At 48.3% G+C, this 23,289-nt stretch carries 24 protein-coding genes and 3 pseudogenes; 3 read left to right on the forward strand and 24 right to left on the reverse strand.

Annotated elements, in window-relative coordinates:
• Positions 1-294: 294 nt before the first annotated feature.
• From SSCH_RS19740 to SSCH_RS17945, 6 genes and pseudogenes are all read right to left on the reverse strand, one after another.
• Positions 295-618, reverse strand: a complete 324-nt coding sequence (locus SSCH_RS19740; protein ID WP_052835174.1) for an ABC transporter permease subunit — start codon at positions 616-618, stop codon at positions 295-297.
• A 227-nt stretch (positions 619-845) separates the two neighbouring features.
• Positions 846-1,700 (reverse strand): branched-chain amino acid ABC transporter permease, encoded by an 855-nt coding sequence (locus tag SSCH_RS01140; protein ID WP_332306880.1) that lies wholly within the window; start codon positions 1,698-1,700, stop codon positions 846-848.
• Positions 1,701-1,784: 84 nt separating this feature from the next.
• Entirely contained in the window at positions 1,785-2,960 is a 1,176-nt protein-coding gene (locus SSCH_RS01145; protein WP_044663868.1) for an ABC transporter substrate-binding protein, read from the reverse strand.
• A 345-nt stretch (positions 2,961-3,305) separates the two neighbouring features.
• Entirely contained in the window at positions 3,306-5,300 is a 1,995-nt protein-coding gene (gene selB, locus SSCH_RS01150) for a selenocysteine-specific translation elongation factor (RefSeq protein WP_232294132.1), read from the reverse strand.
• A gap of 264 nt (positions 5,301-5,564) precedes the next feature.
• A pseudogene (gene selA / locus SSCH_RS01155) lies at positions 5,565-6,735 on the reverse strand (L-seryl-tRNA(Sec) selenium transferase).
• A gap of 8 nt (positions 6,736-6,743) precedes the next feature.
• Entirely contained in the window at positions 6,744-6,941 is a 198-nt protein-coding gene (locus SSCH_RS17945) for a hypothetical protein (RefSeq protein WP_044663869.1), read from the reverse strand.
• A 166-nt stretch (positions 6,942-7,107) separates the two neighbouring features.
• On the opposite strand from SSCH_RS17945, the gene yyaC reads away from it, so the two are divergent.
• Positions 7,108-7,713, forward strand: a complete 606-nt coding sequence (yyaC, locus tag SSCH_RS01165; RefSeq protein ID WP_232294135.1) for a spore protease YyaC — start codon at positions 7,108-7,110, stop codon at positions 7,711-7,713.
• Positions 7,714-7,833: 120 nt separating this feature from the next.
• Here yyaC and SSCH_RS01170 read toward each other — a convergent pair whose 3' ends face one another.
• The 5 genes from SSCH_RS01170 to SSCH_RS01195 all read right to left on the reverse strand — a co-directional run bounded on the left by SSCH_RS01170 (position 7,834) and on the right by SSCH_RS01195 (position 11,408).
• Positions 7,834-8,073, reverse strand: coding sequence for a YkuS family protein (locus SSCH_RS01170; protein WP_044663870.1), 240 nt, complete (start codon positions 8,071-8,073; stop codon positions 7,834-7,836).
• Positions 8,074-8,255: 182 nt separating this feature from the next.
• Positions 8,256-8,675, reverse strand: coding sequence for a bactofilin family protein (locus tag SSCH_RS01175; protein ID WP_052835175.1), 420 nt, complete (start codon positions 8,673-8,675; stop codon positions 8,256-8,258).
• Between the two features lie 29 nt (positions 8,676-8,704).
• The gene (locus SSCH_RS15985; RefSeq protein ID WP_084710825.1) at positions 8,705-9,658 is read right to left on the reverse strand and encodes a M23 family metallopeptidase; all 954 of its coding nucleotides are present in this window, start codon (positions 9,656-9,658) and stop codon (positions 8,705-8,707) included.
• A 184-nt stretch (positions 9,659-9,842) separates the two neighbouring features.
• A complete protein-coding gene (locus tag SSCH_RS01190) occupies positions 9,843-10,337 on the reverse strand; it encodes a DUF4446 family protein (RefSeq protein ID WP_044663872.1) in 495 nt (164 codons plus the stop codon).
• Positions 10,338-10,568: 231 nt separating this feature from the next.
• Positions 10,569-11,408: a DNA methyltransferase gene (locus SSCH_RS01195; RefSeq protein ID WP_232294136.1), complete on the reverse strand. Its 840-nt coding sequence runs from the start codon at positions 11,406-11,408 to the stop codon at positions 10,569-10,571.
• 497 nt (positions 11,409-11,905) lie between these two features.
• Between SSCH_RS01195 and larB the strand changes: the two genes are divergently transcribed.
• On the forward strand, positions 11,906-12,688 hold the full coding sequence (gene larB, locus SSCH_RS01200) for a nickel pincer cofactor biosynthesis protein LarB (RefSeq protein WP_044663873.1): 783 nt from the start codon (positions 11,906-11,908) through the stop codon (positions 12,686-12,688).
• Positions 12,689-13,089: 401 nt separating this feature from the next.
• Positions 13,090-14,283, forward strand: a complete 1,194-nt coding sequence (gene larC / locus SSCH_RS01205; RefSeq protein ID WP_044663874.1) for a nickel pincer cofactor biosynthesis protein LarC — start codon at positions 13,090-13,092, stop codon at positions 14,281-14,283.
• Positions 14,284-14,553: 270 nt separating this feature from the next.
• Here larC and SSCH_RS01210 read toward each other — a convergent pair whose 3' ends face one another.
• From SSCH_RS01210 to rpmH, 13 genes and pseudogenes are all read right to left on the reverse strand, one after another.
• Positions 14,554-14,769 carry a tautomerase family protein gene (locus SSCH_RS01210; protein ID WP_044663875.1) on the reverse strand — a complete coding sequence of 72 codons (216 nt, stop codon included), beginning with the start codon at positions 14,767-14,769 and terminating at the stop codon, positions 14,554-14,556.
• 50 nt (positions 14,770-14,819) lie between these two features.
• Positions 14,820-14,972, reverse strand: coding sequence for a hypothetical protein (locus SSCH_RS18620; RefSeq protein WP_198142057.1), 153 nt, complete (start codon positions 14,970-14,972; stop codon positions 14,820-14,822).
• A gap of 1 nt (position 14,973) precedes the next feature.
• Entirely contained in the window at positions 14,974-15,690 is a 717-nt protein-coding gene (locus SSCH_RS01215) for a ParB/RepB/Spo0J family partition protein (RefSeq protein ID WP_198142058.1), read from the reverse strand.
• Positions 15,671-16,444: a ParA family protein gene (locus SSCH_RS01220; protein ID WP_044663876.1), complete on the reverse strand. Its 774-nt coding sequence runs from the start codon at positions 16,442-16,444 to the stop codon at positions 15,671-15,673. Before SSCH_RS01220 ends, SSCH_RS01215 begins: the two co-directional genes overlap by 20 nt.
• Before the next feature lie 398 nt (positions 16,445-16,842).
• Positions 16,843-17,373, reverse strand: coding sequence for a GNAT family N-acetyltransferase (locus SSCH_RS01225; protein WP_198142059.1), 531 nt, complete (start codon positions 17,371-17,373; stop codon positions 16,843-16,845).
• 346 nt (positions 17,374-17,719) lie between these two features.
• Positions 17,720-18,460 carry a 16S rRNA (guanine(527)-N(7))-methyltransferase RsmG gene (gene rsmG / locus SSCH_RS01230; protein WP_198142060.1) on the reverse strand — a complete coding sequence of 247 codons (741 nt, stop codon included), beginning with the start codon at positions 18,458-18,460 and terminating at the stop codon, positions 17,720-17,722.
• 388 nt (positions 18,461-18,848) lie between these two features.
• Positions 18,849-20,234 carry a tRNA uridine-5-carboxymethylaminomethyl(34) synthesis GTPase MnmE gene (mnmE, locus tag SSCH_RS01235; RefSeq protein ID WP_044663878.1) on the reverse strand — a complete coding sequence of 462 codons (1,386 nt, stop codon included), beginning with the start codon at positions 20,232-20,234 and terminating at the stop codon, positions 18,849-18,851.
• A gap of 389 nt (positions 20,235-20,623) precedes the next feature.
• Positions 20,624-21,253, reverse strand: a complete 630-nt coding sequence (gene jag / locus SSCH_RS01245) for an RNA-binding cell elongation regulator Jag/EloR (RefSeq protein WP_044663880.1) — start codon at positions 21,251-21,253, stop codon at positions 20,624-20,626.
• Positions 21,250-21,888: a YidC/Oxa1 family membrane protein insertase gene (locus SSCH_RS01250; protein WP_232294137.1), complete on the reverse strand. Its 639-nt coding sequence runs from the start codon at positions 21,886-21,888 to the stop codon at positions 21,250-21,252. Before SSCH_RS01250 ends, jag begins: the two co-directional genes overlap by 4 nt.
• 121 nt (positions 21,889-22,009) lie before the next feature.
• Positions 22,010-22,225 carry a membrane protein insertion efficiency factor YidD gene (gene yidD / locus SSCH_RS17155; protein WP_198142061.1) on the reverse strand — a complete coding sequence of 72 codons (216 nt, stop codon included), beginning with the start codon at positions 22,223-22,225 and terminating at the stop codon, positions 22,010-22,012.
• 28 nt (positions 22,226-22,253) lie between these two features.
• Complete coding sequence (rnpA, locus tag SSCH_RS01255) at positions 22,254-22,556, reverse strand: ribonuclease P protein component (protein WP_044663882.1); 303 nt, start codon at positions 22,554-22,556, stop codon at positions 22,254-22,256.
• A pseudogene (locus SSCH_RS21550) lies at positions 22,537-22,608 on the reverse strand (hypothetical protein); the annotation flags it as partial. The gene rnpA and the pseudogene SSCH_RS21550, both read right to left, overlap by 20 nt.
• Before the next feature lie 9 nt (positions 22,609-22,617).
• Positions 22,618-22,753 (reverse strand): annotated as a pseudogene (gene rpmH, locus SSCH_RS01260) (50S ribosomal protein L34).
• Positions 22,754-23,289 lie beyond the last annotated feature (536 nt).

A 23,289-nucleotide genomic window follows, 5' to 3' on the forward strand; every position in this document is an offset into this window, starting at 1 on the left:
GAAGCATCTAGGTTTAGAAAGCATTACAGTTCAGGGTACTAAAAAGGTAGAAACTCACGCCTACCTTTGTGCAATAGCGCTGATAGCTACAGTAACAGCCGTCAATACAGCTGAAAGAGAACAAAAAGCAGCTTAATTCTAATCAAGAAAGCACTTTAATTACCAAGGGGGTGGTGTCTGCCTTTTTGTAACTAGTAGCTATTATTTACCAGTAATGCTCCATGCGCTGCCGTTATTTGTTAATCAAAAGCGGTGGTCCAGTTGTTAATTTTTGTTTAAACTTTGATTTTTGAATTATGAAATTCTCTCAATCAGCAAAAGGGAGAGTACCACACTAAAGAAAATGATCGGCCAGTTAACAACATCCGGAATACCCTTCAGTCCGGACGCCCCTCCCACATAATCGATATTCATCAATACCACACGAACGATCTCTCCAAAGCCTAAAGTTGCAATAGCCAGATAATCTCCTCTCAGCCTTAAGGTAGGCAGACCGACTATCACCCCTGCTACTGCAGCTGCCAGCATACCAACAACAATGGCCAGAGGAAAGGGAAGCCCGAGGTTCGTCGTGATCACACCCGCCGGCATAAGCCCCAACAGCCATAAAACCCGCATGCCCCAGGGAAAACTCCCCTGTGAAGCCGTTAATTAGGTTCAAGCTGGCAGCCAAAATAATATTGATCCCCATCAGAAAAAGGTTTGTTGTCCAGTATCCTGAGATCATACCCCCGCTGATCCCTACTTGAACAATGGCAAAAAACGCACCCAGTACCAGACATATTATGATGACTGATAAATGTTTTTTCTGCATCATCTCCACCTACACTTTCTCTTGAATGCCTTTACCAAGCAGTCCAGTAGGCCGGATCAAAAGGATAAGGATCAGAATGATAAAGGCAACCGCATCCCGGTACATGGAACCGCCGAAGGCGGCGACCCAATGCTTCGGTCATTCCCAGCAGGATTCCTCCCAGCATAGCACCCGGGACACTGCCGATACCACCGAGAACCGCGGCAATAAATGCCTTCAATCCGGGCATCAGGCCCATTAATGGTTGAACATTAAAACAAATACCGTACAGCATTCCGGCGGCTGCGGCCATCGCCGAACCAATAAAAAATGTAATGGCAACAGTGTAATTGACATTGACTCCCATTAACTGTGCCGCCTGCCCGTCAAAGGATACTGCACGCATCGCTTTCCCAGTCCTGGTTCTGTAGATGATGAACTGTAAAACAATCACCAGTACCAGTGTGGTTCCCAGGACCAGCAGATCCTTATTAGTGATGATCACTCCTCCCAAAGTATATGTGCGCTCAGCGAGGATTTCAGGAGGGAAGGACCTGATATCTGCTCCCAGAAAATACATCATAATATACTCCAGAAAAAGAGAAACACCGATGGCACTCGTCAGGGCAGCCAGCCTGCTCACAGGCCGTACCCGGCGGTAGGCTACACGCTCGATCACCACCCCCAGAATAGCGCAGGTAAGCATTGCTATAACCAGGCAGGGTATAAACCCGAAACCCATCAGGGCGGCACCAAGGGCAACATACGCCCCCACCATAATCACATCTCCATGAGCAAAGTTGATCAATTGGATAATACCGTAGATCATCGTATACCCAACTGCGATCAGGGCATAAATACTTCCCTGGGATAATCCGTTGAGCAATTGCTGCAGCAGGTCCTGCATCAGCTCACCTCCATGTTCTGCATCTCAAAGCAGGAAAAAGGGAAGGGCATCTGCCCTCCCTTTTCTACCTGCAAGTTGTGCTCTTTAATGCACAGGTTGCATCTTCTTGATTAGCTTCTGTTTGCCGTCCATCATCTCGATGATGGAAACCTCTTTAATCGGATTGTGTTTTTCATCAAAGGACAGTTTTCCGGTAACACCTTCAAAATCCTTGATATTTGCCATAGCATCCTTGATCTTCTGCGGATTGGCCTCTCCGGCCTGTTTGATCGCCTCAACCATCAGATACCCGGCATCATAGCCTAAAGCTGCAAAAGCATCAGGTGCAGTACCGTGCTTCTTTTCGTAGGCCTTGACAAAATTCTGAATGCGCTCAGATGGGTCTTCAACAGAGTAATGGTTGGTAAAGTAGCACTTAGCAAGGTTATCTGCACCTGCAAGACTCACTAATTCCGGGGAGTCCCAGCCATCCGCACCCATAATCGGAAGATCGATACCCAGTTCACGGGCCTGCTTGATGATCATTCCCACCTGGTTGTAGTAGGCAGGTATGTAAATAAAATCGGGTTTCTTGGCGGCGATACTGGTCAGCTGCGGTTTAAACACTGTGTCTGTGTCCACAAAACCCTCTTCAGCAACTATCTTGCCACCCTTATCTGTGAAGAACTCCTTGAAAGTCTTGCCCAGCCCTACACTGTAATCATTGTTTTTGTCCACCATGATGGCTCCGTTTTTCAGCTGCAGTTCGTCGCTGATATAGTTGGACATAACCTGAGACTGGTCCGGGTCAATGATACAGACACGAAAAACATAATCCCGCACCTTTTTGGTCTTCTCATCATAGGTGACCTCAGGAGCAGTGGCCGCAGTAGCAAGGAGCGGTATCTTACTCTTTGTCAGAAATGGTTCTTCTGCCTGAACATTACCGGTAGTAGCAGGGCCGATTATAGCCACAACACCCTTGGAAACCAGCTTTTCCGCAACATTGCGTGCTTCCCTGTTCTGGGATTTATTATCCTGTACCAGGCCCTCTATCTGTTTGCCCAGAACACCACCTTCTTTGTTGATTTCGTCAAAGGCAAGCATAATACCGTTTTTACAGCTTGTTCCATAGGTAGCCACCGGGCCTGACAGTTCGTAGTTGACCCCTATTTTTATTGTGTCTTTTGATTCGCCACAACCCGCCGCAAAAACCCCTAAAACAAAGATCAAAGCGGTCAAGAGGGCAACAGACTTGCTCATTTTACCCCTAAACTTCATAACATAACATCCCCTTCCAGTTCCTGTTCTCTCTTGATTCTCTCTTGCTTTAAGATACAACCTTCCATACCGCTTGACAAATCAAATATTTACCTGCTTTTTATCCGGCAGCCATTTGGGGCTTTCTCCCACCAACTACGCTTGCATTTAGAAACAGGGACTTCTCGGGATATGCCAGCTGATGTGAGTATAATCATCGGGCTATCCCCAGTCACCCAACAGTTCTGGTGCAACTCATCGATTCTTAGAAGCGAAGAAATACACCACGACCCCCCTCTGCTCAAACCCCCTCTCTTATTGATAACTACCGCTTCAGCACCCAGTATGGTACATCAAAAATGTTATTCAAGGTTTATTCGTCAAACTTTCAAAAAACCCTTCTTTATGTGGGTCTTTATGTGGGTCTTTTTCCTGAACCAGACAAAAGCACCCGCTTATCACCAACCGACGGGTTTTCCTCTGGCGGTCAAAGTGCTCCAGTAAGGGAAGGCAGAAGCGCCTTGATGTGCCCAGGATGTCCCTGGCCTGGCCTATGGTCACCTCTCCGTGCTCCTGCAGGTGTTTCTCTAAGATCTCCCAGGCCTGGTTCACTGCCTCTTGTAAAAAATATAACTCCTCACCCACCTTGACCAGTATCCCCTGTTGGATGCAGTACTGCAGCAGGTCAAGGTTGTTTCCCAGCAGTTCCTGAACTTCCCCTGCTCCTGGTGGAGAAAAGGGCTGTGCTGCCATTTTTCGACGCATTTCCTGGACGTGATCCTGCTGCTCCTCTGTGAGACTGATCTGATACCCTGGAAGCGCCAAGTTCTGCCCATCGATTACAATCTCTCCCTGTTCTGCCCATCTATCCAGAAGTGCCTGGTAAAGGCGCGGTGTCAGAGACTTCCAGAGGCGGGTGCGCAGTTCCTCTTTGGGATAGCCGCCGCGCAGGGGAAACTCCCGATGATATTTTTCCATTGCTTCCTTAACCTGTTGTGTCCACTCTTCCTGTAAGCGGGTCGGGGCAACAAACAGATCTTTGTCAGAAGCAAGGATCACTTTGAGCTCCCCGGATTCCTCTAATTCCTTTAGGATCTGGCGCATTTCATCCTCACTGAAGCCTGTCTTGCCCGCCAGTTCTGTCAAAGCAACCGGCATTTTTGCGGAACGCAGCTCTTCGGCAACTCTGGTGGTTGGGGTGCCTGTGAGCTTGCGTTCCAGGCCGTCGAGTACCTCATCACGGAAACGCCTGTGACGCCTTCCCCCAACCTCAATAATCTCTCCCCCACCGATGGTGGTAACCGGGGAGTAGTGCCTGATCACAAAACGGTCATGAACTGTGGCCACAATAGGCTCTTCCAGTTCAAATTGCACAGGTGCGGTGCTGCCGGGGTGAAGCTCATCGCGGTCCAGGAGCCGCACCCTGCCCAGGGCCTCTTTTGTACCCAGGTGAAAGCGGACACGCTGCCAGTTTTTTAAATAGCGAGGTGCCCTCTTCAGCAGGTGCAAAGATGCTGTAAGGCGCCTCACCACAGGAAAGGACCCGGGTGTAACAAGCACATCACCGCGAGCGACTTTGTCTAAATCAATACCGGTCAGGTTAACAGCTACCCTTTGCCCAGCCAGGGCTTCCTCTACTTTATGGCCGTGTACCTGGAGTGAGCGCACCCGGCCCTTTAGTCCTGAAGGCTGGATCTCCAGTGTATCACCGGTGAGGAGATGTCCGCTGAACAGTGTCCCTGTAACAACAGTTCCAAATCCTGTTATAGTGAAGACCCTGTCCACAGGCAGCCGTGCCTCCCCGGCCCGAGGCTTCGGGTCAACATCCAGGGCCATTTCTTCTAAAACTTCCCGCAGCTCGTCCAGGCCCTCTCCGGTAATCACAGAAGTGGGGATGATGGGGGCTGTGGAGAATCTGGTGGGAGCCAGCAGTTCCTGAACATCTTCCTCTACCATCATCAGCCACTCCTCATCCACCAGGTCAGCCTTGGTAAGCGCAACAACCGCTTTTTGGATATGCAGCAGCTCAAGAATATCCAGGTGTTCCTTCGTCTGAGGCATCACACCTTCATCTGCGGCAACCACAAAGATGACCAGGTCAATGCCTCCCGCGCCGGCCAGCATGTTTTTGACAAAGCGCTCATGCCCGGGCACATCCACAATCCCCGCGGTAACACCTCCGCTGAAGCGCAGAGGTGCAAATCCCAGCTCAATGGAGATTCCCCTCTCCTTTTCCTCCTTTAAGCGGTCCGTATCAATACCGGTCAAAGCTTTGACCAGCTCAGTTTTCCCATGATCCACATGTCCTGCCGTTCCAACAATGATAAATGAATCCACTAAAATCACCTTTCTCGGGGTCATAGTGACAAAGGGACGGGGGTCTTGTCACCCTCCGGAACGCCACAGGGGGCGTTCCCTACATCCCCCCGCATACGTACGACAGCTATTCCCACTTCCAACCTCCCGCTTCCCACATCTCATTAACTAACCACCAACCTGAAAACCAGAAACCGGAGACTGGAAGTCGGAGGTCTGAGAGACATAAACGTGCACTGGGGACTGTCCCCCTTGTGTCCCCCTTGCACACACATCTATTCCCACTTCCTACCTCTCACTTCCCACTTCTCATTTACTAACCACTAACTGCAGAGCCTTGGCCAGGACTTCTTCATCACCCGGTAACAGTGTGCGGGGGTCGATGAGCACCCCTTCATCCTGCAGGCGCACCACAACCGGGGGATCCCCCTGGCGTAGCCTCTCTGCCAGGTTGACTGGGCTGATCTCTTTTGGATAGATGGCAACCAGGGTTGTCGGCAGTTCTGCCAGGGGGAGTGACCCCCCACCTGCCCGCGAAACCCCCGGTTTAAGCAGAATATTACAGTTTTTGAGTGTGCCTGTCAGCAGATCCTTCAATTCCACAGCCTTTTTCTCCAGCTCTGCTGCAGTTATGGAAAGCATGCGCAGAACAGGGACTTTTTTTTTGCACATCTTCCTGCAGGTAGGCCCTCAGGGTAGCCTCCAAGGCAGCCAGTGTCATTTTATCTATCCTCAACGCCCGCAGCAGCGGGTCCTCCTTTAATAGCTGTACCATCTCGGCTCGACCCAGGATGATTCCGGCCTGGGGTCCCCCCAGCAGCTTGTCCCCACTGACAGTAACTATATCAATTCCGGCAGCCAGTGTCTCCTGGACTGTGGGTTCGGGATCTATGCCATACTGCTGCAGGTCAACAAACACACCACTGCCCAGGTCCTCCATCACAGGAATCTGGTGCCTCCGGCCAACCTCCACCAGTTCTCTCCGCATCACCTCTCTGGTGAAACCGACCACCCGAAAGTTGCTGGGGTGCACCTTGAGAAACAGAGCGGTATCAGTGCCCACGGCTCGCTCATAGTCCCGGGGATAGGTGCGGTTGGTGGTGCCTACCTCTCGGAGAACAGCACCACTTTGGGCCATAACCTCCGGGATGCGAAAGGACCCGCCGATCTCTACTAGTTCACCCCGTGCCACAACAACCTCTTTCTCCCGGGCCAGGGCATGGAGAGCAAGGAGTACTGCACCGGCATTGTTGTTGACCACAAGTGCCGCCTCAGCACCGGTTAGCTCACAGAGGAGTTTTTCTACATGGCTGTAGCGCTCACCGCGCTCTCCGCTGTCCAGGTCCATCTCCAGGTTGCAGTATCCTCGCGCAACATTGGTTACAGCCTTGATGGCAGCATCACTCAAAGGAGCCCGCCCTAAATTAGTATGCAGGACAACACCGGAGGCATTGATCACCGGACGCAAACTTGTCTTCATCCTTTTTTCTACCAGGCAGTCACTTCAGCAGCCAGGGAACCCAGATCCGGCGGCATCAGCCCATCCTTCAAAATGCCTGTCCGCCAATAGGACAACACCTCCCGTGCAGCCTCGGTCAGCAGCTGCGGGGGACAGTCTACAGGCTCACAACAGTTCAACAATTCATGAACAGCGGGCAGCTGTCGCAGCAGTTTTTCTTTTTCCACAAGGAACTCCCTCCACTCACTTTATTCCACATTCCTAGTTTAAAATTCCTCTCAATGGGATATATATATTTAGAACCAGTTTACCCTTTTTTGCCACCTAAATAGCATAAGACAGCTCATTTCTCCATATTACTTAAAGAAAGGCATTTTGGGAGGAGAAGGCATCTTGTTCAGCCAAAAATTTATTAATATAAATACAGCTCCTGTAACCCCCATCCGACAGGAACTCCGTGTGTTCATCGATGATCGACATGCTGTACAGGACCTCGCAGAGATGCTGGCAGCACTGCTGAGAGAATTGAACCCCCATGGCAGGCGCCAGCCGGTGCTCCTGGCTGTAGGCACTGACCGTTCTACAGGTGACAGTTTGGGTCCCCTGGTCGGCACACGCATCAAGGAGCTGGCACCGGATCTGCTTCCTGTTTACGGAACCCTCGATCAGCCCGTACATGCAGTTAACCTTGAGGAGAAGGTCCAGGAAATAAGGGACAACATCCCTTATCCACTTATTATTGCCGTAGATGCCTGCCTTGGTCAACTCCAAAACGTGGGTTCCGTAAATATGGGAAGGGGATCTCTCCAGCCGGGAACCGGTGTAAACAAGGTGCTGCCTTCTGTGGGAGAAATCTTCTTTTCCGGAGTCGTCAATATCGGAGGCTACTTGGAATACCTGGTTCTACAGAATACACGCCTCAGCCAGGTGATGAAAATGGCTGACTGCATCGCCCAAGCCCTGATAACTGGATCTATGCTGGCAAGAAAGGATTACTAATATAAAAGTTATCCTGATGGGAAGTGAGTGGAAAGAGGATCCGGCTGTCTGCTGAAAATCTGCTAAAACAAACCGAAGCCACACACAGCCAGACCCGAATGAGGAGAACCCCAGAGAAAACTAACTCAGGCGCTCCCTCACCTCTTCTACGATTTCTTGTGCACTTTGTCCGGCGGCATTGATCACCGGGGCTGTGGTACCGATATCCTGCTGCTGCAGCATATTGCTGTCCACACCGCTGACGATGACCACACGGGCACGCTTCAGATTCCCCGCATCCAGCCCGACAACCTGGTGGCCAGCTTTTTCCAGCGCTCTCTGCACATTGCCCAGCCCCTCTTCAACTGCGATAAAAGCCATTGTTCTCCCCCTTAGAGTTTTTGTTATTGTTTCGCATTTATCCTGGCTTTATGCGCAGTCAGATCAGGGGGAGATCAGGGGGACGTAAACAATAAAGACCTGGCAGATGAGATGTGGGAAGTGGGAAGTGGGAATAGTTGTCCGAAGCCGGAGGTCGAAAGTCGGTAATCGGAGAAAATTGGTTATTTGCCGGTTTTGGTTTCGTTTTTGGCTTCAGCTTTCACAGGGGCAACAGGGGCTTCTGTGGATAGGCCTTCCAAATCCATGCGGCATTCCCCGCGCAGGATTGCTCCCTCCTCTACCAGCAGTTTTTCAGCCTGAAAATTCCCGTAGAGTTTTCCTTTTGAGGTAAGCTCTAATTTCTCTACCGCTTTTATCTCTCCCTGCACAAAGCCGGCGATAAGGATACTATTGCCCTGGAGATCACCCTCCACCAGGGCGTTTTCTCCGATGACAATGTCACCCCCCGCTTTCACAGAGCCCTTCATTCTACCATCGATGCGAAGGGAGCTGCTTGTCTCTATGGTCCCCTCCCACGTGGCATCACTTCCCACAATGGACCCTGTTTTTTCGCTTCTGACATCTCTTTTCAGTAAGGCCACTCCTTGCCCTCCTTTGCTCCCAGTGTCATTTATTTCAGGACACTCAATGGATCCACCAGAACACCGTGCTTTTCCACCATAAAATGCAGATGAGGCCCTGTGCTCCGGCCGGTACTGCCGGCCAGGGCAATTTTCTGGCCCTTGCTAACCCGCTCCCCTTGCTTCACCAAACTCTTGCTTAAATGACAGTAAGATGTCCTGTAACCGCTAAGTCGGTGAGAGATGACCACAGTGCGGCCATAGCCGGAACGGTAACCTGTAAAGGTGACAACTCCATCCCCTGCTGCGGTGATCGGTGCTCCATAATCGGCAGCGAGATCGAGCCCATCGTGAAACTCGATACGCCCTCCTCCAAAGGGTGATTTGCGGTTGCCAAAGTGTGATGTTATTCTTCCATTGGCAGGCCAGTGATCAGGCAGAGAAGCCAGGTAGGCATAATGTGCATCCACATCGCTTTCCAGGGTCTGTAGTGTCTGGCATACTTCAACAGACTCACGGCATACCTCTGATATGCTCCGGGATACCTCATGGGAAGTCAAAGATTCTTCCTTGGAATCAGATTTCCAAAAAAGACGGGGTGTTCGGGTGGAAGTGCCGCTTGCCCTGCTGCTGTAACTGCTGCTGCCTTTCTCTTCTATTTCTATCCCGACCTTCTCCCTGACCCTCTGGTCGAGATCTCGCACTTCTTCCAAATAGGATTTAGCTTCTACAGCCTCCTGCCGGAGAGAAACCAATTCCTCCTGATGCTGCTGATTTACCTGGCGCAGTTTGGCCAGTTCCTCTTGATCAGAGCGCGCCCTCCAGGCAGAATAGTAGCTCCAGGTACAGCCCGTTATAAAGACAAGGATGGTCAAGCAGCTGCAAACAGCTAACCAGAAAGGCATACTGACAGTTTTTGTTTTTGCTCCCTTCGGGGGAACCACCAGAAGGGTTAAGGGGCGAGACAATAAGCGTTTCACTCGCCGGTATATAACCTTGGGCATGTCCTCTGTTCCTTCCGTATAGAAAAACGCTGCCTCTGGAAAATTATTACCTCTTCGTAAGAGGAGTATTGTTTGTCCACTATACCCATTTTTGCATATTCAATAAAGCTTTTGGCAGACATCAAAATATCAAAAAACCGATCATCTTTTGTTCCACAGTGAGGGAACATCATCCAGTCTGCAGTTAAATCTTTTGATTGAGTGCCTTTTTGATAGCGATCTGTTCCTCGTCACTTAAGAGATAAGAAGATTTTCCCCTCACCACGTTTTTAGCATAAATGCGGCACTCATCCCGCCCCACCAGACTGCAGAGGACAACCCCATTTCCCTGTGGGGTAAGCAGTGCCAGGGCAAAACTCAGATCACCGCCCATATCCGGAAAGGCGTTGAACCTGAAAAGCCCTACATTCCTAAGAGACTCTGCTGTTGCTCCCTGTAGTTTTTCACAGAGGTCATGCAGTTCTGTCAGATGCCTTTCCACAGCCTGATTGGAGTCCACCGCTTCCTGCAGAATAGCTTCCAGATTCTCGCCGCTGGATCCTTTCATCAAGCGCTTGAAGCGACGCTCCACAAGAAAAAGGCGTATACTCAACAATAAAAACACCAGACACAGAAACACCAGTACTCCGAGTACAATCAAAAGCTCTTGGTTTTCCTGGAACATCACAGTCAGATCCATTGGATTGAGATACCTCTTCTTTGTTTTTTTGAGGCTACAATAATTAATTCAACATAGACATAAATTCAACATAACTTTTTTATTTCCTCTTAAAGATACCAAAATATCCAAAAAGCCTGCTTAATGCCCGCCTGACCAGACGGTCAGCGAATAGGCTGTGGCTTTCTATCTGACTGCAGACACAGCTCTTGCCTTTCCGACCACCTTCCCGACCAGACGGTCGGTGGGCTTCTATTCCTTTTTCGGCTTCTGGTAGATCATGATAAATTCATGGATCTTATTTACGCGGAAAACATAAGGGTAACCAAGGGGGCGCAGGTTGTTGTACTCTTGTCTTCTATCCCAGATAATAATGTCATCCAGGAAAAACCCCAGATGCTGCATCACTGCTGTAAGATCCATGTGCAGTGGGAAAAAGCGCGGCCCTTTTCTGATATCCATAACAATAACAACACAGTATGCACCAGGAAAAAGGCAGCTGTATACCTGCCTGAAAACAGCTGACAGAGAATCCAGGAACTCCTGGTAGTCCTCAATATTGCCAAGATCTGCGGCATCTTCACCATAGTAGCGGAGGGGTTTACCATCTGCGCTCCTGCGCTGACGCAGGATATCCCAGTACGGGGGTGAGGTAATACAGAGCCCTGCACTTTCAGGTGGCAGATACTCCTCCATTGAACGGGCATCTCCCGCTATAAGTCTCGGGTAGGCTGACCTGTCACCCGGGATTTGGTCAAGGCGCTTTTTTGCCAGCTCAAGAAATTCAGGGGCGATCTCAAACCCCACAGAGGGGATGCCAAAGCGATAAGCGGAACAGAGAGTGCTGCCGCTCCCCAGGAAGGGGTCAAGAACCATCCCCTTCTGTCTGCGGTAGAATACCTCGACCAGGCGGTCGGTAAGAGCCGCAGGGAACATGGCCGGGTGTTTGATGCTGCGCTCCTCTGTATTTTTAGCAAGATCATCCCATACACTGATCGAATAGCGAAGCCATGTTTTTCCGTCAAGATCAGGCAGTGTATTCTTACGGTTTATGTTGTCCGACTTCCCGGTTTTTACATCCTGGGGTGCCACTAAAAAAATCCCCTTTCGGAATATTTTTCTGCTGCTAGTTCATTATAGCAAATAGCCACCGCATCGGGCTTGAATTATTCATTATGTCAGGTACACGCAGGAACTGATCAGCTGTTCGAAGCAATCCCCGCCGGTTGGTGGTTGGGAAAAAAGATTGTTATGCTGCCTGAAAAATGAGATGTGGGAAGTGGGAAGTGGGAGGTTGGAATAGAAGCCAGGGGTCGGAAGTCTGAAAAAAGATGAACCCCAGCTAATCTTAAGACAATAAAGCAAGCCCGGCCCCGATTTATCTGGTAAAATGATGTAGATGCAGGTGGTCTTTCACTCCTGTGTGCCTGTGGCAGAAAGTCAACAGCGGCGGTTCTTAGATGGAATGCCGACACAGCCACCGAACTCGGGATGATACTCAGACAGCAGAATACACACTGTTTAATTTACTATACTATAGGGAAATGGGAAGTGTAAAAAACCCAATAAAGAGATAGGAGAGAGATCTCGTGAATAGAGAAGAGCTTACTAATTTACTACAAGATGTACAGGAGGGTAAAGTGAGTGTTGAGCAAGCCACGAAAACCCTAAAACACCTTCCCTATGCAGATATTGGATCAGCAAAGATCGACCACCACAGAGATTTGCGCCGCGGATTCCCTGAGGTTATTTTTTGCCAGGGGAAAACCCCACAGCAGGCGCTGGCCTCCTTCCAGGAATTGGCAGAACACAGCGGCCGCGTCCTGGCTACTCGGATTTCACCGGATGCAGCCGCTCTGATCAGATCTCAGTTCCCTGAAGCATGCTATCGCCAGGACGCAAAAATCCTATACCTCAATCCCAGAGCAGCAAAACCGTGCTGGGGCCGGGTCGCTGTACTGACAGCCGGAACCAGTGATCTTCCGGTGGCTGAAGAGGCCGCTCTGACCGCGGAACTGCTGGGAAATGAAATAATCAGAATCTATGATGTGGGTGTTGCAGGGCTGCATCGCCTTTTCCCACACCTGGAGGAACTGGACAGGTGCCAGGTTTTGGTCGTTATCGCCGGGATGGAAGGAGCACTCCCCGGGGTAGTGGCAGGCCTCACTGATAAACCTGTGATTGCTGTTCCCACCAGCACAGGATATGGTGCCGGTTTCGGCGGTCTGGCAGCACTCCTGACCATGCTCAACAGTTGTGCACCAGGGATCGGGGTAGTAAACATCGATAATGGCTTCGGAGCAGCTGTGCTCGCCCATCTGATCACAAAGAGCGGTTCCCACAGTGACAGTAATCAACAGGAACAGCCCTGATATACTATCGCTTTTGCCATATGCGGGGAGTCAAAACAGGGTGCTGCCGCTTTCAATGGGACTATGATAAGGATGCCCTGATATCCCACGAGCCACTCCTCTGCTGTTTAATAAGTTTCTTTAAAATTTGATAAAGGTGTCCCTGCATTGGCCGGCTGCAGGACTTGGAATGAATGGTTTCCATGGAACTTGGATAAAGGTATCGGGGCCTTGCTCAGAGCGCTTTACCATTTCACGTTTTATTGAAAGCTGAATGTGATAACGGTTCACTGCCAGCACTTCAGGGATCAAAAAGTGGCTAAAAAGCCAGGTTTATTAAGATGCGAAAGAAGATACGAAAGGAGGAGCGCCATTTCCCCCCTGGGGATCATATCCTGAGATATACGCATGGCGCAAATAAAATGAAAACTCTTTACCTTGACTGCTTTTCCGGAATCAGCGGGGATATGTGCCTTTCCGCTCTGCTTGACCTGGGGGTTCCGGCAGATGTTCTCAAAAAAGTAATCGAGCAGCTGCAGCTGCCGGTGACTCTGGAAATACACAGTGTCAAAAAAAATTCCTTGCGTGCCACATCCATTACTGTAAGGGAGAAGGAGCCCCAGCCCTGCTCAAGAACCCTGAAGCAGTTAATGGCGGTGCTGGAGGCCGGGAGGTTGCCTGCTCCCATCAGGTCACAAGTTGACACTTGCTTGCACAGGCTGGCCACTGCAGAGGCCTCAGTACACGGCACAGCTATTGAAGAAGTACACTTCCATGAGGTGGGTGGCCTCGATACCCTGGTAGACCTGGCGGGAACTTTTGCCGGTATTTCCTATCTGGAAATAGACCAGGTGTTTTCGTCCCCACTGCCGCTAGGACGCGGAGCGATCAAGACAGCCCATGGCATAATCCCTACACCGGCACCGGCAACCATGGAGCTTTTGCAGGGAAAGCCCACTTACGGAATCCCTTTTGAAGGGGAACTGATCACCCCAACAGGAGCCGCTTTGGTCACAACACTGGCTTCATCCTTTGGGCCACCACCTCCCGCACGCTGGATGAGAGTAGGCTATGGTGCAGGCAGTCAGGATTTTAGCTGGCCTAACATCCTGCGGGCCTGGCTAGGTGAGGCTGACGATACCCTATTTGATGAGGATCAGACTGTGGTGCTGGAGACCCAGGTTGATGACACCAATCCTGAATTTCTCCCTTATCTCCGCTCCCGGCTGGAGGAGGCCGGAGCACTGGATGTTCTCTTCACTCCTGCAATCATGAAAAAGGGGAGGCCCGGCACCGTCATCACCGCACTCTCCCCTCAGACTCAGGTGTATTCTCTGGTCAATATTATCTTTCAGGAGACGACAACACTGGGAGTGCGCTGGCACAGGGCGGGCAGAATCAAGCTTCACCATGAGATACAGGAGGTAAACACAGTTCACGGTAAAATTAGGCTCAAGGTGGGTTATGGCTACAACCAGGCAGGAGAAAAGGTGATTTACAACATGGCACCGGAATATGAAGACTGCGCTCAGGCAGCCAAGGATAAGGGAGTGGCCATCAAAGATGTCTATCAGGCTGTAATGAAAGCCTGCAAAATCGACACTCAGCGCCCTTAACAGATTCCTGTCTCACATCTCCAGGCCACGGTTAGGTCTCTTGAAACACCCAGGCGACACCAACAGAGGGTGTAAACAGTGGTCAAAGCTGAACATTGAGGAACCGGCAGATGGCAGACTCATCACAGACCCAACTTCCAATCTTTGCCGAACTAATTTTAATATTAAACAGCAACTCCAGCGCAAAAATCCTCCCAACCCAAGGGGTGGAAGGATTTAAAGGGAGGCCTCTTACTTACATGATGCCACATGTAATCAGGTTATTTTTGTTTATGAACCCCTTCTGCCATATCCTTCTCCAAATTGATCAATATGCAGGTTACCGCCTGATGCCCAGTTTTCACGGTCATACTCCTCCAATAAAACAGTCACCCACTCTGGTTTTACATCCAGAACATCTGCAATCACCTTCGTGAGTTCAGCCACAAGCCTTCTTTTCACTTCAAGGCTGCGTCCCTTGGCCATTTTCACTGTAACAACCGGCATTGCATTTCATTCCCCCTGCCCCTTACAGCCACATAAGCATACTGCCCTGCCTAACTACCCTTGCAATAAAACAGCAGCTCCAGCAGGCGATCCAGCTCCTCACTGCTATAAAAGCCAATCTCGATTTTACCTCCACGCCGCCCTTTTTTGATTTTCACTTTGGTCCCCAGCAGGCGGCGCAAGCGATCCTCTGTATCGGCCATTTCATAATCCTGCTCTTTTTTTTCTTGGCTGCACCTTTTTCTGTTTAAGCATGCGCATGGCAGCTTTTTCTGCTTCCCTGACTGTGAGATCTTTTTCAGCAATCTCCAAAGCTAAACTTAATCGCTGCTGGCGGTCAGGAACCCCCAGCAGTACCTTCCCATGTCCCACACTCAGCTTCCCCTGTGTCAGCATGTCCTGAATCTGTTCAGGCAGCTGCAAAAGCCGGAGGCTGTTAGCGATGGAAGGCCTGCTTTTGCCAACACGCAAGGCTATTTCCTCCTGTGTCAGCTGAAATTCATCTTTTAAACGCCGGTAGGCATAGGCCTCTTCCATAGGATTGAGGTCCTCGCGCTGAATGTTTTCAACCAGCATCATCTCACTGGAAACGCGGTCATCCACTTCGCGGATCACACAAGGGATCGTCTCCAATTCTGCCATTTGGCTGGCTCGCCAGCGACGCTCCCCGATAATCAACTCATAGGAATCATCCTCTGCCGGGCGCACAACAACAGGCTGCATAATACCGTGCGCTTTGATTGAAGCTGACAGTTCTTCCAGTGCTTCCTGATCAAATTGTTGCCGCGCCTGGAAGGCGCCGGGCTTAATCTTGTCCAGGGGGAGATCGACGATTTCCACACCTTCTTCTGCACCTTCAGGTTCTGTGGGAATTAAGGCCCGCAGTCCTCGCCCCAATCCTTTATTCTTCTTCGTACTCATGTTCAATCACTTCCTGTGCTAATTCCTGATAAAGAATGGCACCCTTTGACCTGGGGTCATAGTCGATAACAGGTTTTCCATGGCTGGGTGCTTCACTGAGCCGTACATTGCGAGGGATAATAGTGCTGAACACCTTATTACCAAAATATCCTTTTACCTCATCTACTACCTGAATTGCCAGATTTGTGCGAGCATCAAACATGGTCAGGAGCACCCCCTCCAGTTCCAGTTTGGGATTAAGGCGTCGCTGCACCAAATTGATGGTTTGCAGCAACTGCCCCACCCCTTCCAGGGCATAATACTCACATTGAATGGGTATCAAAACGCGGTCCGCCGCAGTGAGAGCATTAATGGTAAGCAGTCCCAGGGATGGAGGGCAATCAATAAAAATATAGTCATAGTTGTTTTTGATAGTTTTAAGGGCTTCACGCAGCCTGCACTCGCGGTTGTCCATGCCGACCATCTCTATTTCAGCTCCAGCCAGGCTGATATTGGCAGGGATCAGATCCAGGTTCTCCATCAGGCTTTTAATGATTACTTGTTCTGTTTCTACTTCACCAAGAAGCAGATCATAGACAGAGGCCTCCAGTTTATCGCGATCAACACCCAGGCCGCTTGTGGCATTACCCTGGGGATCGGTGTCCACAAGCAAAACCCTTCTCCCGGATACCGCCAGGCAGGCACTCAGGTTAATTGCGGTAGTTGTCTTGGCCACTCCGCCCTTCTGGTTAGCTATGCAAATTGTGCGCTTCATTAACGAAGCCGGCCGGACATCTTTTTTTTTCACTGGTTTTTGGCATTTGTTCCACGTGGAACATTCCTTTTGTTATTTTTGGTTTTATCTTCTTTTTTCTATTCCACAGCAAATCATTAACCTCCTGCCAGAATATTTCCCCTCTATAAAAATATTACCCGGGAGAGAAAGTCACTGCCCGGGTCAAATCGAGAACTCCACGAACTCAGCCACACCCAATGAAAAGTTGATCCCGGCCTTTCAAAACATTGATAAGCAATCTGAACCTTTGTTATCAATGTTTTTGGCGTTTTGTTCCACGTGGAACACTCCCATTTATTTATGCCCACTTTTTCTATTCAACAACAGGCTATATTCCTCCTGCCGAATTAACATCCATACATGATGAATATAAAAGTTTATAATGTAAGCACATAGCGTATATCTGTTAGCGGTTGATTATTAATTTCGAATATACATTCTTCATCATTGTAATAAAAACCATGTTTCTCATAAAATTTTTGTGCGCTATGATTCTCTCTTAAAACCCATAAATAACAATTTTGATATCCCCTTTTTTTCATATCCAATATGGCTGTCTCTAACAATTTGTGTCCATAACCTCTTCTCCAATAATCTGGATGTATGTAAATCGAAACAATTTCTACCCATCCTAAATAATTTTCATCCCTTGCTTTTCCATAAGCAATGCAACCTGCTGGTGTTTCATTTCTATATAGAAGTTGTACAGTTAAAATGTTATTACTTATCCAATTTTGAAAAGCATCTACCCAAAAATCATATTTGAGTTCATCTAAATATTCTTGGGGCACTATTCCTTTATAAGCTGTTTTCCAACTCAAAGCATGTAATTTGCTTATAATTTCTGAATCTTTTGTGCTTGCCTTTATTATTTTTACGCTCATTTTTACCACTTCTTTTCTAAACAAGTTACTATCATAAGATTACTAATACGCAGTGTCAAAATTACTTAATACGCGGCGCTTGATTACCTATTCCTCTTTGACCTCGGTATTTAACTCAAAGAGTGATGTATCCTGCTTTGCTAAGAAATACTCTAGTGCCTTTCTTGCATCAGCTTCACAATAGAATTCTCTCTTAGCAAGATCACTACAGTCCTCTATCAGCTTTTTTTTGATGCGTTTCTCCTTCTTCTTGTCCTGGATGATGAGTGCACAACAATTACTGCCGCTCTGCGCTGAGGAATCAAAAAAAAATTACGATAATCATCACCGTGATCTTCCTGCCCTGAAAATAGAGGTCGGATCCATGAAATCAGATTCCGGAAAAGACGGCACCTTCAACACTCATAATGGTTTTTTTGCTGGAGTACCCGGCTTCCTGGGAAACCTGACGAGGGGAGTTTCCCTCTCTTTTGTAGACCACAACCACATTTCTTCCCTTCTCTCCTGGAAAATAGTAGGGAATCACCTGATCCACAGCACCGCCCAATATTTCTAATGCACGGCCGGCAGTTTTTATTTCTTCAATCACAGCATGTCCCTTGAGAGCTATCAACACACCTTTTCTCCTAAGAAATGGCAATCCTAGCTCCAGCAGCACACTCAAGGGTGCTACTGCCCTGGCGACCGCACAGTCGATGGTTCCCCTGTACTCCTTTTGATGAGCAATCTTCTCTATCCTATCCCAGACAACAAAACAATCATCTAAATTCAGCTCTTCTATAACCCTCTGCAAAAAACCACATCTCTTATTCCGTGACTCAACCAACCAGAACTGCAGGTTCGGAAAACATATTTTCAGGGGGATCGCCGGAAACCCAGCCCCACTCCCCAAATCGATCACTTTCTCTGCCTTTTGAAATTCATATCCACTGCCACAGAACAGCGAATCAAGAAAGTGCGACCTGTAGAGTTCCTCCTCACTTTGATAACTGACCAAATTAATCTTTTTGCTCCAGTCCTCTATTAACTCCGCGTATAACCTGAACTTCTCCTGTTCCACTTCCCCCAGGTGAATACCTATCTGCTGTGCTCCTTTGATCAATAGATCCATTCCCGACCCCATATTCGACCACCCTTATACATCTTTAGATGCATGGATACACTTTCAGTTTATTTACCAACACTCCGACCTAAAAATCAGAAGCCGGAGAACAGAAGTCTGATGTCGTTGTAATTTTCTCACGTAACGCCACAGGGGGCGTTCCCTACATCTTCCCCCGCACATTAAGCACATTTACGACCTCTATTCCCACTTCCCACTTCCCACTTCCCACTTCCCACTTCCCACTTCCCACTTCCCACTTCCCACATCCCACATCCCACATCTCACTTCTCAATTACCAGCCATGGGAACCGTCCCCTTGGCCGGATTACCAGCCATGGGAACCGTCCCCTTGGTCGGTCCTTCTCACTTCCCACATCTCATTTACCAACCACTACTACTTGCCGACACAGAACTCACTGAAAATGGAGCTTATTATCTCATCAGGGAGTGTTTCCCCGATAATCTCTCCTAATGCCGACCAGGCATCCCAGATATCTACGGCAATAAACTCCAAAGGAAGATTCCCGTTGATGGCAATCTGTGCTGAAACAAGTCGGTCTTTCACTTTCTCCAGGGCAACCTGATGCCTTTTTCTGGTCAAAAGCACTGTTTCACCGGCAATATGTCCTGCACCGATTACATTTAATATAGCATCAGCCAGTTCCTTTTGTCCCCACCCCAGTTTTGACGAAATCTCAATGACCGGGAATTGATCTCCCACATGCTCCATCATGGTTTGAGGATCGATCTGCTTTTGCGGGAGGTCAGCTTTATTTAATAAGACAACACCTTTTTTGCCATGTAGCAGATGGAGAACCACAAGATCGTCATCTGTGATCCCTGTGGTCACATCAAAAAGTGCCAAAACCAGATCCGCCTGCTCCAGGGCGTCTTTCGCTCTTTCAATCCCCAGGGATTCCACCAGTCCCATGCTCTCTCTAATTCCAGCTGTATCTACAATTCTCAAGGGTATGCCCTCCAGCACCAGCATCTCTTCAATGAGATCTCTGGTGGTTCCAGGAATATCGGTCACCAGTGCCCTTTCCTCTCCCAGCAGCATATTCAACAGTGTGGATTTTCCCACATTGGGCTTACCCACCAAAACAGTTTGCAGCCCCTCCCGATAGATGCGTCCCAAAGTGGCACCCTTCAGTAATAGATCAACCCTCTCCTGTAATACAGCTATCCTCCGCAAACGCTCCTCTTTGGGCAGAGGATCCACATCCTCAGGGAAATCTATTTCCGCTTCTATCTGTGCCAGGACTCTTTTCAACTCTTCCCTCAGCTTACCGATTCCCGCAGATATTTTACCTGTCAGTTGATTACAGGCGAGCTCAGCTCCTTTACTGCTGCGCGCCCTGATCAGATCCAGCACCGCCTCCGCCTGGGCAAGATCGATCCTCCCATTTAAAAAGGCGCACTTGGTAAACTCTCCTGGTTCAGCAATGCGCGCCCCCTTTTGCAATACCAGATCCATCACACTCCGCACAGGAAGAATCCCTCCGTGGCAAAATATTTCCACAACATCCTCTCTGGTATAGGTGCGCGGCGCCCTCATCACACAGACAAGGACTTCATCGATAATATCGCCCTGATCATCACAGATATATCCCAGAGTTACAGTGTGTGAGGCCACCTTTAAAAGATCTAAGTCCTTGTTGCGTGGTTTAAAAATGGAGGCCACCAACTCCACAGCACCCTCACCGCTCAAGCGTATCATGCTGATGGCAGCCTCTCCAAGTGCTGTCCCCAGTGCTGCAATCAGATCCTTTTCTCTCATAACACAAAACCCCTTTTTCCACCCACAGATAGCGGCATCTCAGCACCACCATATCCAATCTTCATCTTTTATAATAATCCATGTGACCCCAATAAAACCCGTCCCTTTCTTCAGAGATAATCCTTGACTGACAAGCACTGTCAGCTTGTTTAACAACTCCAAAATCACCGGTTCAACGGTCAAAAGTGAGTGAGTACTGTACCTGTCATCCCCCATCCCACAATCCATACCGTATTAAGAGAACTGTCCCCTCTGATCCAGTTGCGATACAGTTATAAAAATAGATCAGGAGAACCTTCCCCCTGATCTCCCGTGATCCATTAAAAGAAGGGGGATCAGTTTCCCCCTTCTTGTCTGCGTATCTATGATTAATCTCCAGTGTATCTGAGTTATGCTCCTCTTGATTTGTAGCAGATCACTACTTTGCGGTAGGGATCATCTCCGCGACTCGTCGTTGATACCCATTCATTATTTTGCAGCTCCAGATGAATGATGCGCCTCTCCTGTGGCGTCATCGGTTCAAGCATCACATTGGCTTTGGTTCTGCGCACCCGTTCCGCGGTCTTCTGGGCTAAGCGCCGCAGTGACTGCTCCCTCCTGCTTCGATACCCCTCGGCATCGATAATAATCCTTGCTCTTTCTTCGAGCTTCCTGTTGACTGCCATATTCGTCAACATCTGCAGTGAATTAAGGGTTTTTCCGCGCCTGCCGATGATAAATCTGACATCTTTCCCTGTGAAATCAACATACCAATACCCATCATCTAAGAAAACAGTGTATTCTGTTTCCAGCCCCATGGCCTCGATCACTTCATCTAAAAAATCTTTAATCAACTGTTCAGGTGTTACTTTCAAAGTAACACTTACACTTGCTTGTTTTCCTCCGATTAATCCGAATAATCCCCTTGATCCCTCTTCCAGTACATTAACTTCTACCTGTTCCCGAGTCACGCCAAGCTTCTTTAAGGCATTTTGGACGGCTTCCTCTACACTGCTGCCATCAACTACAATGGATTTCATGCTTTTGATCCTGCTCCCTTCGCAGTCTTTGCTGTCCTCCTGATCACTACCATCTCTACAGCGCTAACCAGGCTGAACATGACCCAGTATAATGTCAATCCGGCCGGCAGTGTGCGGGCAATCCATCCTACGAAGAGTGGCATAACGATGAGCATGGTTCTTTGGGTCTGATCGATCTTCCCAGCTGAAGCCATGCTTGACATATACTGCTGCCCAAAAGTTGCTAAAACAGTAAGCAGTGGTAAAACAATCGGATCCGGTTGTCCTAAATTCGGTACCCACAAAAAATTAGCTTTAGCGAGATTTACAAATGATGGATGATTTACCGGGTCAAAAAATGTCCGCAGTGAAGTAAACAAAGCAAAAATAATAGGCATCTGTATTAGGAGGGGAAGGCATCCGGCAAAGGGGTTCGCTCCCTTTTCTTTGTACAGCTTCATCATCTCTTGCTGGGATTTTTCAGGCTTATCCTTATATTTTTCTTGGATTGCTTTGATCTTCGGCTGCAGTTCCTGCATCGCACTCATAGACCTCATCTGCATCCTTGTAAGTGGGAAGAGCAGCAATTTTACTGCAATTGTAAAAAAGATAATCGCTAATCCATAGCTCGGTATTCCCAATGATTCTGTTGCCAAGTAAAAGTATTGGATGATAAGACTAAGTCCATTTACAACATTTTGCCACAAATTGTTCCCGCCACGCCATCTACTGCCGGGCAGGTGTCACCTCCTGAAAGTTTATTAATTACACCATTTTTCATGGCACCGGGTCATAACCACCAGGACAGAATGGGTGGCACCTGGCAAGGCGATATAAAATCAATATGATAGCGTGGAAGATACCATACTTTTCCAGTGCCTGTATAGCATATTCCGAACAGGATGGATAAAATCTGCAAACTGGCATGTGCCATGAAGACCAAACTTTTTGATAAATCCTGATCATAAAAATTATTGATTTCTTGATCATCATTATTCCCCGGTTTACACTTTATAACAGATTATTGTGAACTTAAACGACTTTTCTGCAAAAGATACTCAAAGTCCTTCTTTAAATCGTTGAAACTTGCTGTGAGTGCCTCAGCTTTGATGTTGATAACCAGATCCATGCCCTCCTTAATATGGCATTTTTGCTGGCTGAACATCTCCCTTACCCTTCTCTTAATTTTATTTCTCTGTACAGCTTTGTTGATTTTCCTAGAGGGTGCAATACCGATTCTCGTACTTCCGGGGGTTTTTCTTTTTAAACAGCGTATAACAAAAAAAACGTGAAGAATATACCTTTCCTTCTTTATAGACAACATTAAAATCTCTGTTTTTCCGGAGGCGGTTCTCTTCTGCTAACAAACGATACATTCACACCCATCAGGCTGATAATTTCTTGCGGCCTCTCGCGCGGCGCCTCTTGATCACTCGGCGTCCGGCTTTTTTTCTCATTCTTTTCATAAAACCGTGTACTCTTTTTCTTTTTTCTTTTCTTCGGTTGGTAGGTTCTCTTCATTTTTTTCAACCCTTTCTGCAATCGATTCAGGCTATTATTTCCTCACACTTCTTTATTAATTATAGACAACTGCTTTACTATGTCAAGCAAGTGATTCCTGCAGATTCTCTGGCTTGTACACCCCGGTAATCTTTGCTATATTAAATAAGGCAACATCTTATAAACAGTTTGTTAACATATTGTCAGAAACTCCGCAGGTGATCGCCTAAGTTCTTGCGGTGCAAGCAACGCAGTATAAAAGCAAAATTTTATTAATTCGCATTTTTTAAACCAAACAGGCAGGAAAAAACATAACTAATGACAAAAACCTCCTGGAAGCAACAACGATCAAATCATCATTTCCAGGAGGTGTTACCACCGATGTCGAAACGGTGGCTCAAAGATTTTCTTCGATACATCAACAAGGTATTCCTGCCTGAGGGCTGTACAAAATGGGCAAAAGATGAAAGAAAAGATCCAAGAGATAGAACCGGGTGTAACTATCTGGGTAACACTTTCTGTATTAGGCTTTGCTTTGCAGGTGCAAAGTTTGGAAG

Origin of the sequence: Syntrophaceticus schinkii (assembly GCF_000946815.1) — a bacterium.
Classification (GTDB): Bacteria; Bacillota; DSM-12270; order Thermacetogeniales; family Thermacetogeniaceae; genus Syntrophaceticus; species Syntrophaceticus schinkii.

What these genes read in the sequence shown, in the direction of transcription:
- SSCH_RS19740 (WP_052835174.1), bottom strand. Translation starts at nt 618, where the DNA reads ATGCGGGTTTTATGGCTGTTGGGGCTTATGCCGGCGGGTGTGATCACG.
- SSCH_RS01140 (WP_332306880.1), bottom strand. Translation starts at nt 1,700, where the DNA reads ATGCAGGACCTGCTGCAGCAATTGCTCAACGGATTATCCCAGGGAAGT.
- SSCH_RS01145 (WP_044663868.1), bottom strand. Translation starts at nt 2,960, where the DNA reads ATGAAGTTTAGGGGTAAAATGAGCAAGTCTGTTGCCCTCTTGACCGCT.
- selB (WP_232294132.1), bottom strand. Translation starts at nt 5,300, where the DNA reads ATGACCCCGAGAAAGGTGATTTTAGTGGATTCATTTATCATTGTTGGA.
- SSCH_RS01170 (WP_044663870.1), bottom strand. Translation starts at nt 8,073, where the DNA reads ATGGCTTTTATCGCAGTTGAAGAGGGGCTGGGCAATGTGCAGAGAGCG.
- SSCH_RS15985 (WP_084710825.1), bottom strand. Translation starts at nt 9,658, where the DNA reads ATGCCCAAGGTTATATACCGGCGAGTGAAACGCTTATTGTCTCGCCCC.
- SSCH_RS01190 (WP_044663872.1), bottom strand. Translation starts at nt 10,337, where the DNA reads ATGGATCTGACTGTGATGTTCCAGGAAAACCAAGAGCTTTTGATTGTA.
- larC (WP_044663874.1), top strand. Translation starts at nt 13,090, where the DNA reads ATGAAAACTCTTTACCTTGACTGCTTTTCCGGAATCAGCGGGGATATG.
- SSCH_RS01210 (WP_044663875.1), bottom strand. Translation starts at nt 14,769, where the DNA reads ATGCCGGTTGTTACAGTGAAAATGGCCAAGGGACGCAGCCTTGAAGTG.
- SSCH_RS18620 (WP_198142057.1), bottom strand. Translation starts at nt 14,972, where the DNA reads ATGGCCGATACAGAGGATCGCTTGCGCCGCCTGCTGGGGACCAAAGTG.
- SSCH_RS01215 (WP_198142058.1), bottom strand. Translation starts at nt 15,690, where the DNA reads ATGAGTACGAAGAAGAATAAAGGATTGGGGCGAGGACTGCGGGCCTTA.
- SSCH_RS01220 (WP_044663876.1), bottom strand. Translation starts at nt 16,444, where the DNA reads ATGAAGCGCACAATTTGCATAGCTAACCAGAAGGGCGGAGTGGCCAAG.
- rsmG (WP_198142060.1), bottom strand. Translation starts at nt 18,460, where the DNA reads ATGGATCTATTGATCAAAGGAGCACAGCAGATAGGTATTCACCTGGGG.
- mnmE (WP_044663878.1), bottom strand. Translation starts at nt 20,234, where the DNA reads ATGAGAGAAAAGGATCTGATTGCAGCACTGGGGACAGCACTTGGAGAG.
- jag (WP_044663880.1), bottom strand. Translation starts at nt 21,253, where the DNA reads ATGAAATCCATTGTAGTTGATGGCAGCAGTGTAGAGGAAGCCGTCCAA.
- yidD (WP_198142061.1), bottom strand. Translation starts at nt 22,225, where the DNA reads ATGATGATCAAGAAATCAATAATTTTTATGATCAGGATTTATCAAAAA.
- rnpA (WP_044663882.1), bottom strand. Translation starts at nt 22,556, where the DNA reads ATGTTGTCTATAAAGAAGGAAAGGTATATTCTTCACGTTTTTTTTGTT.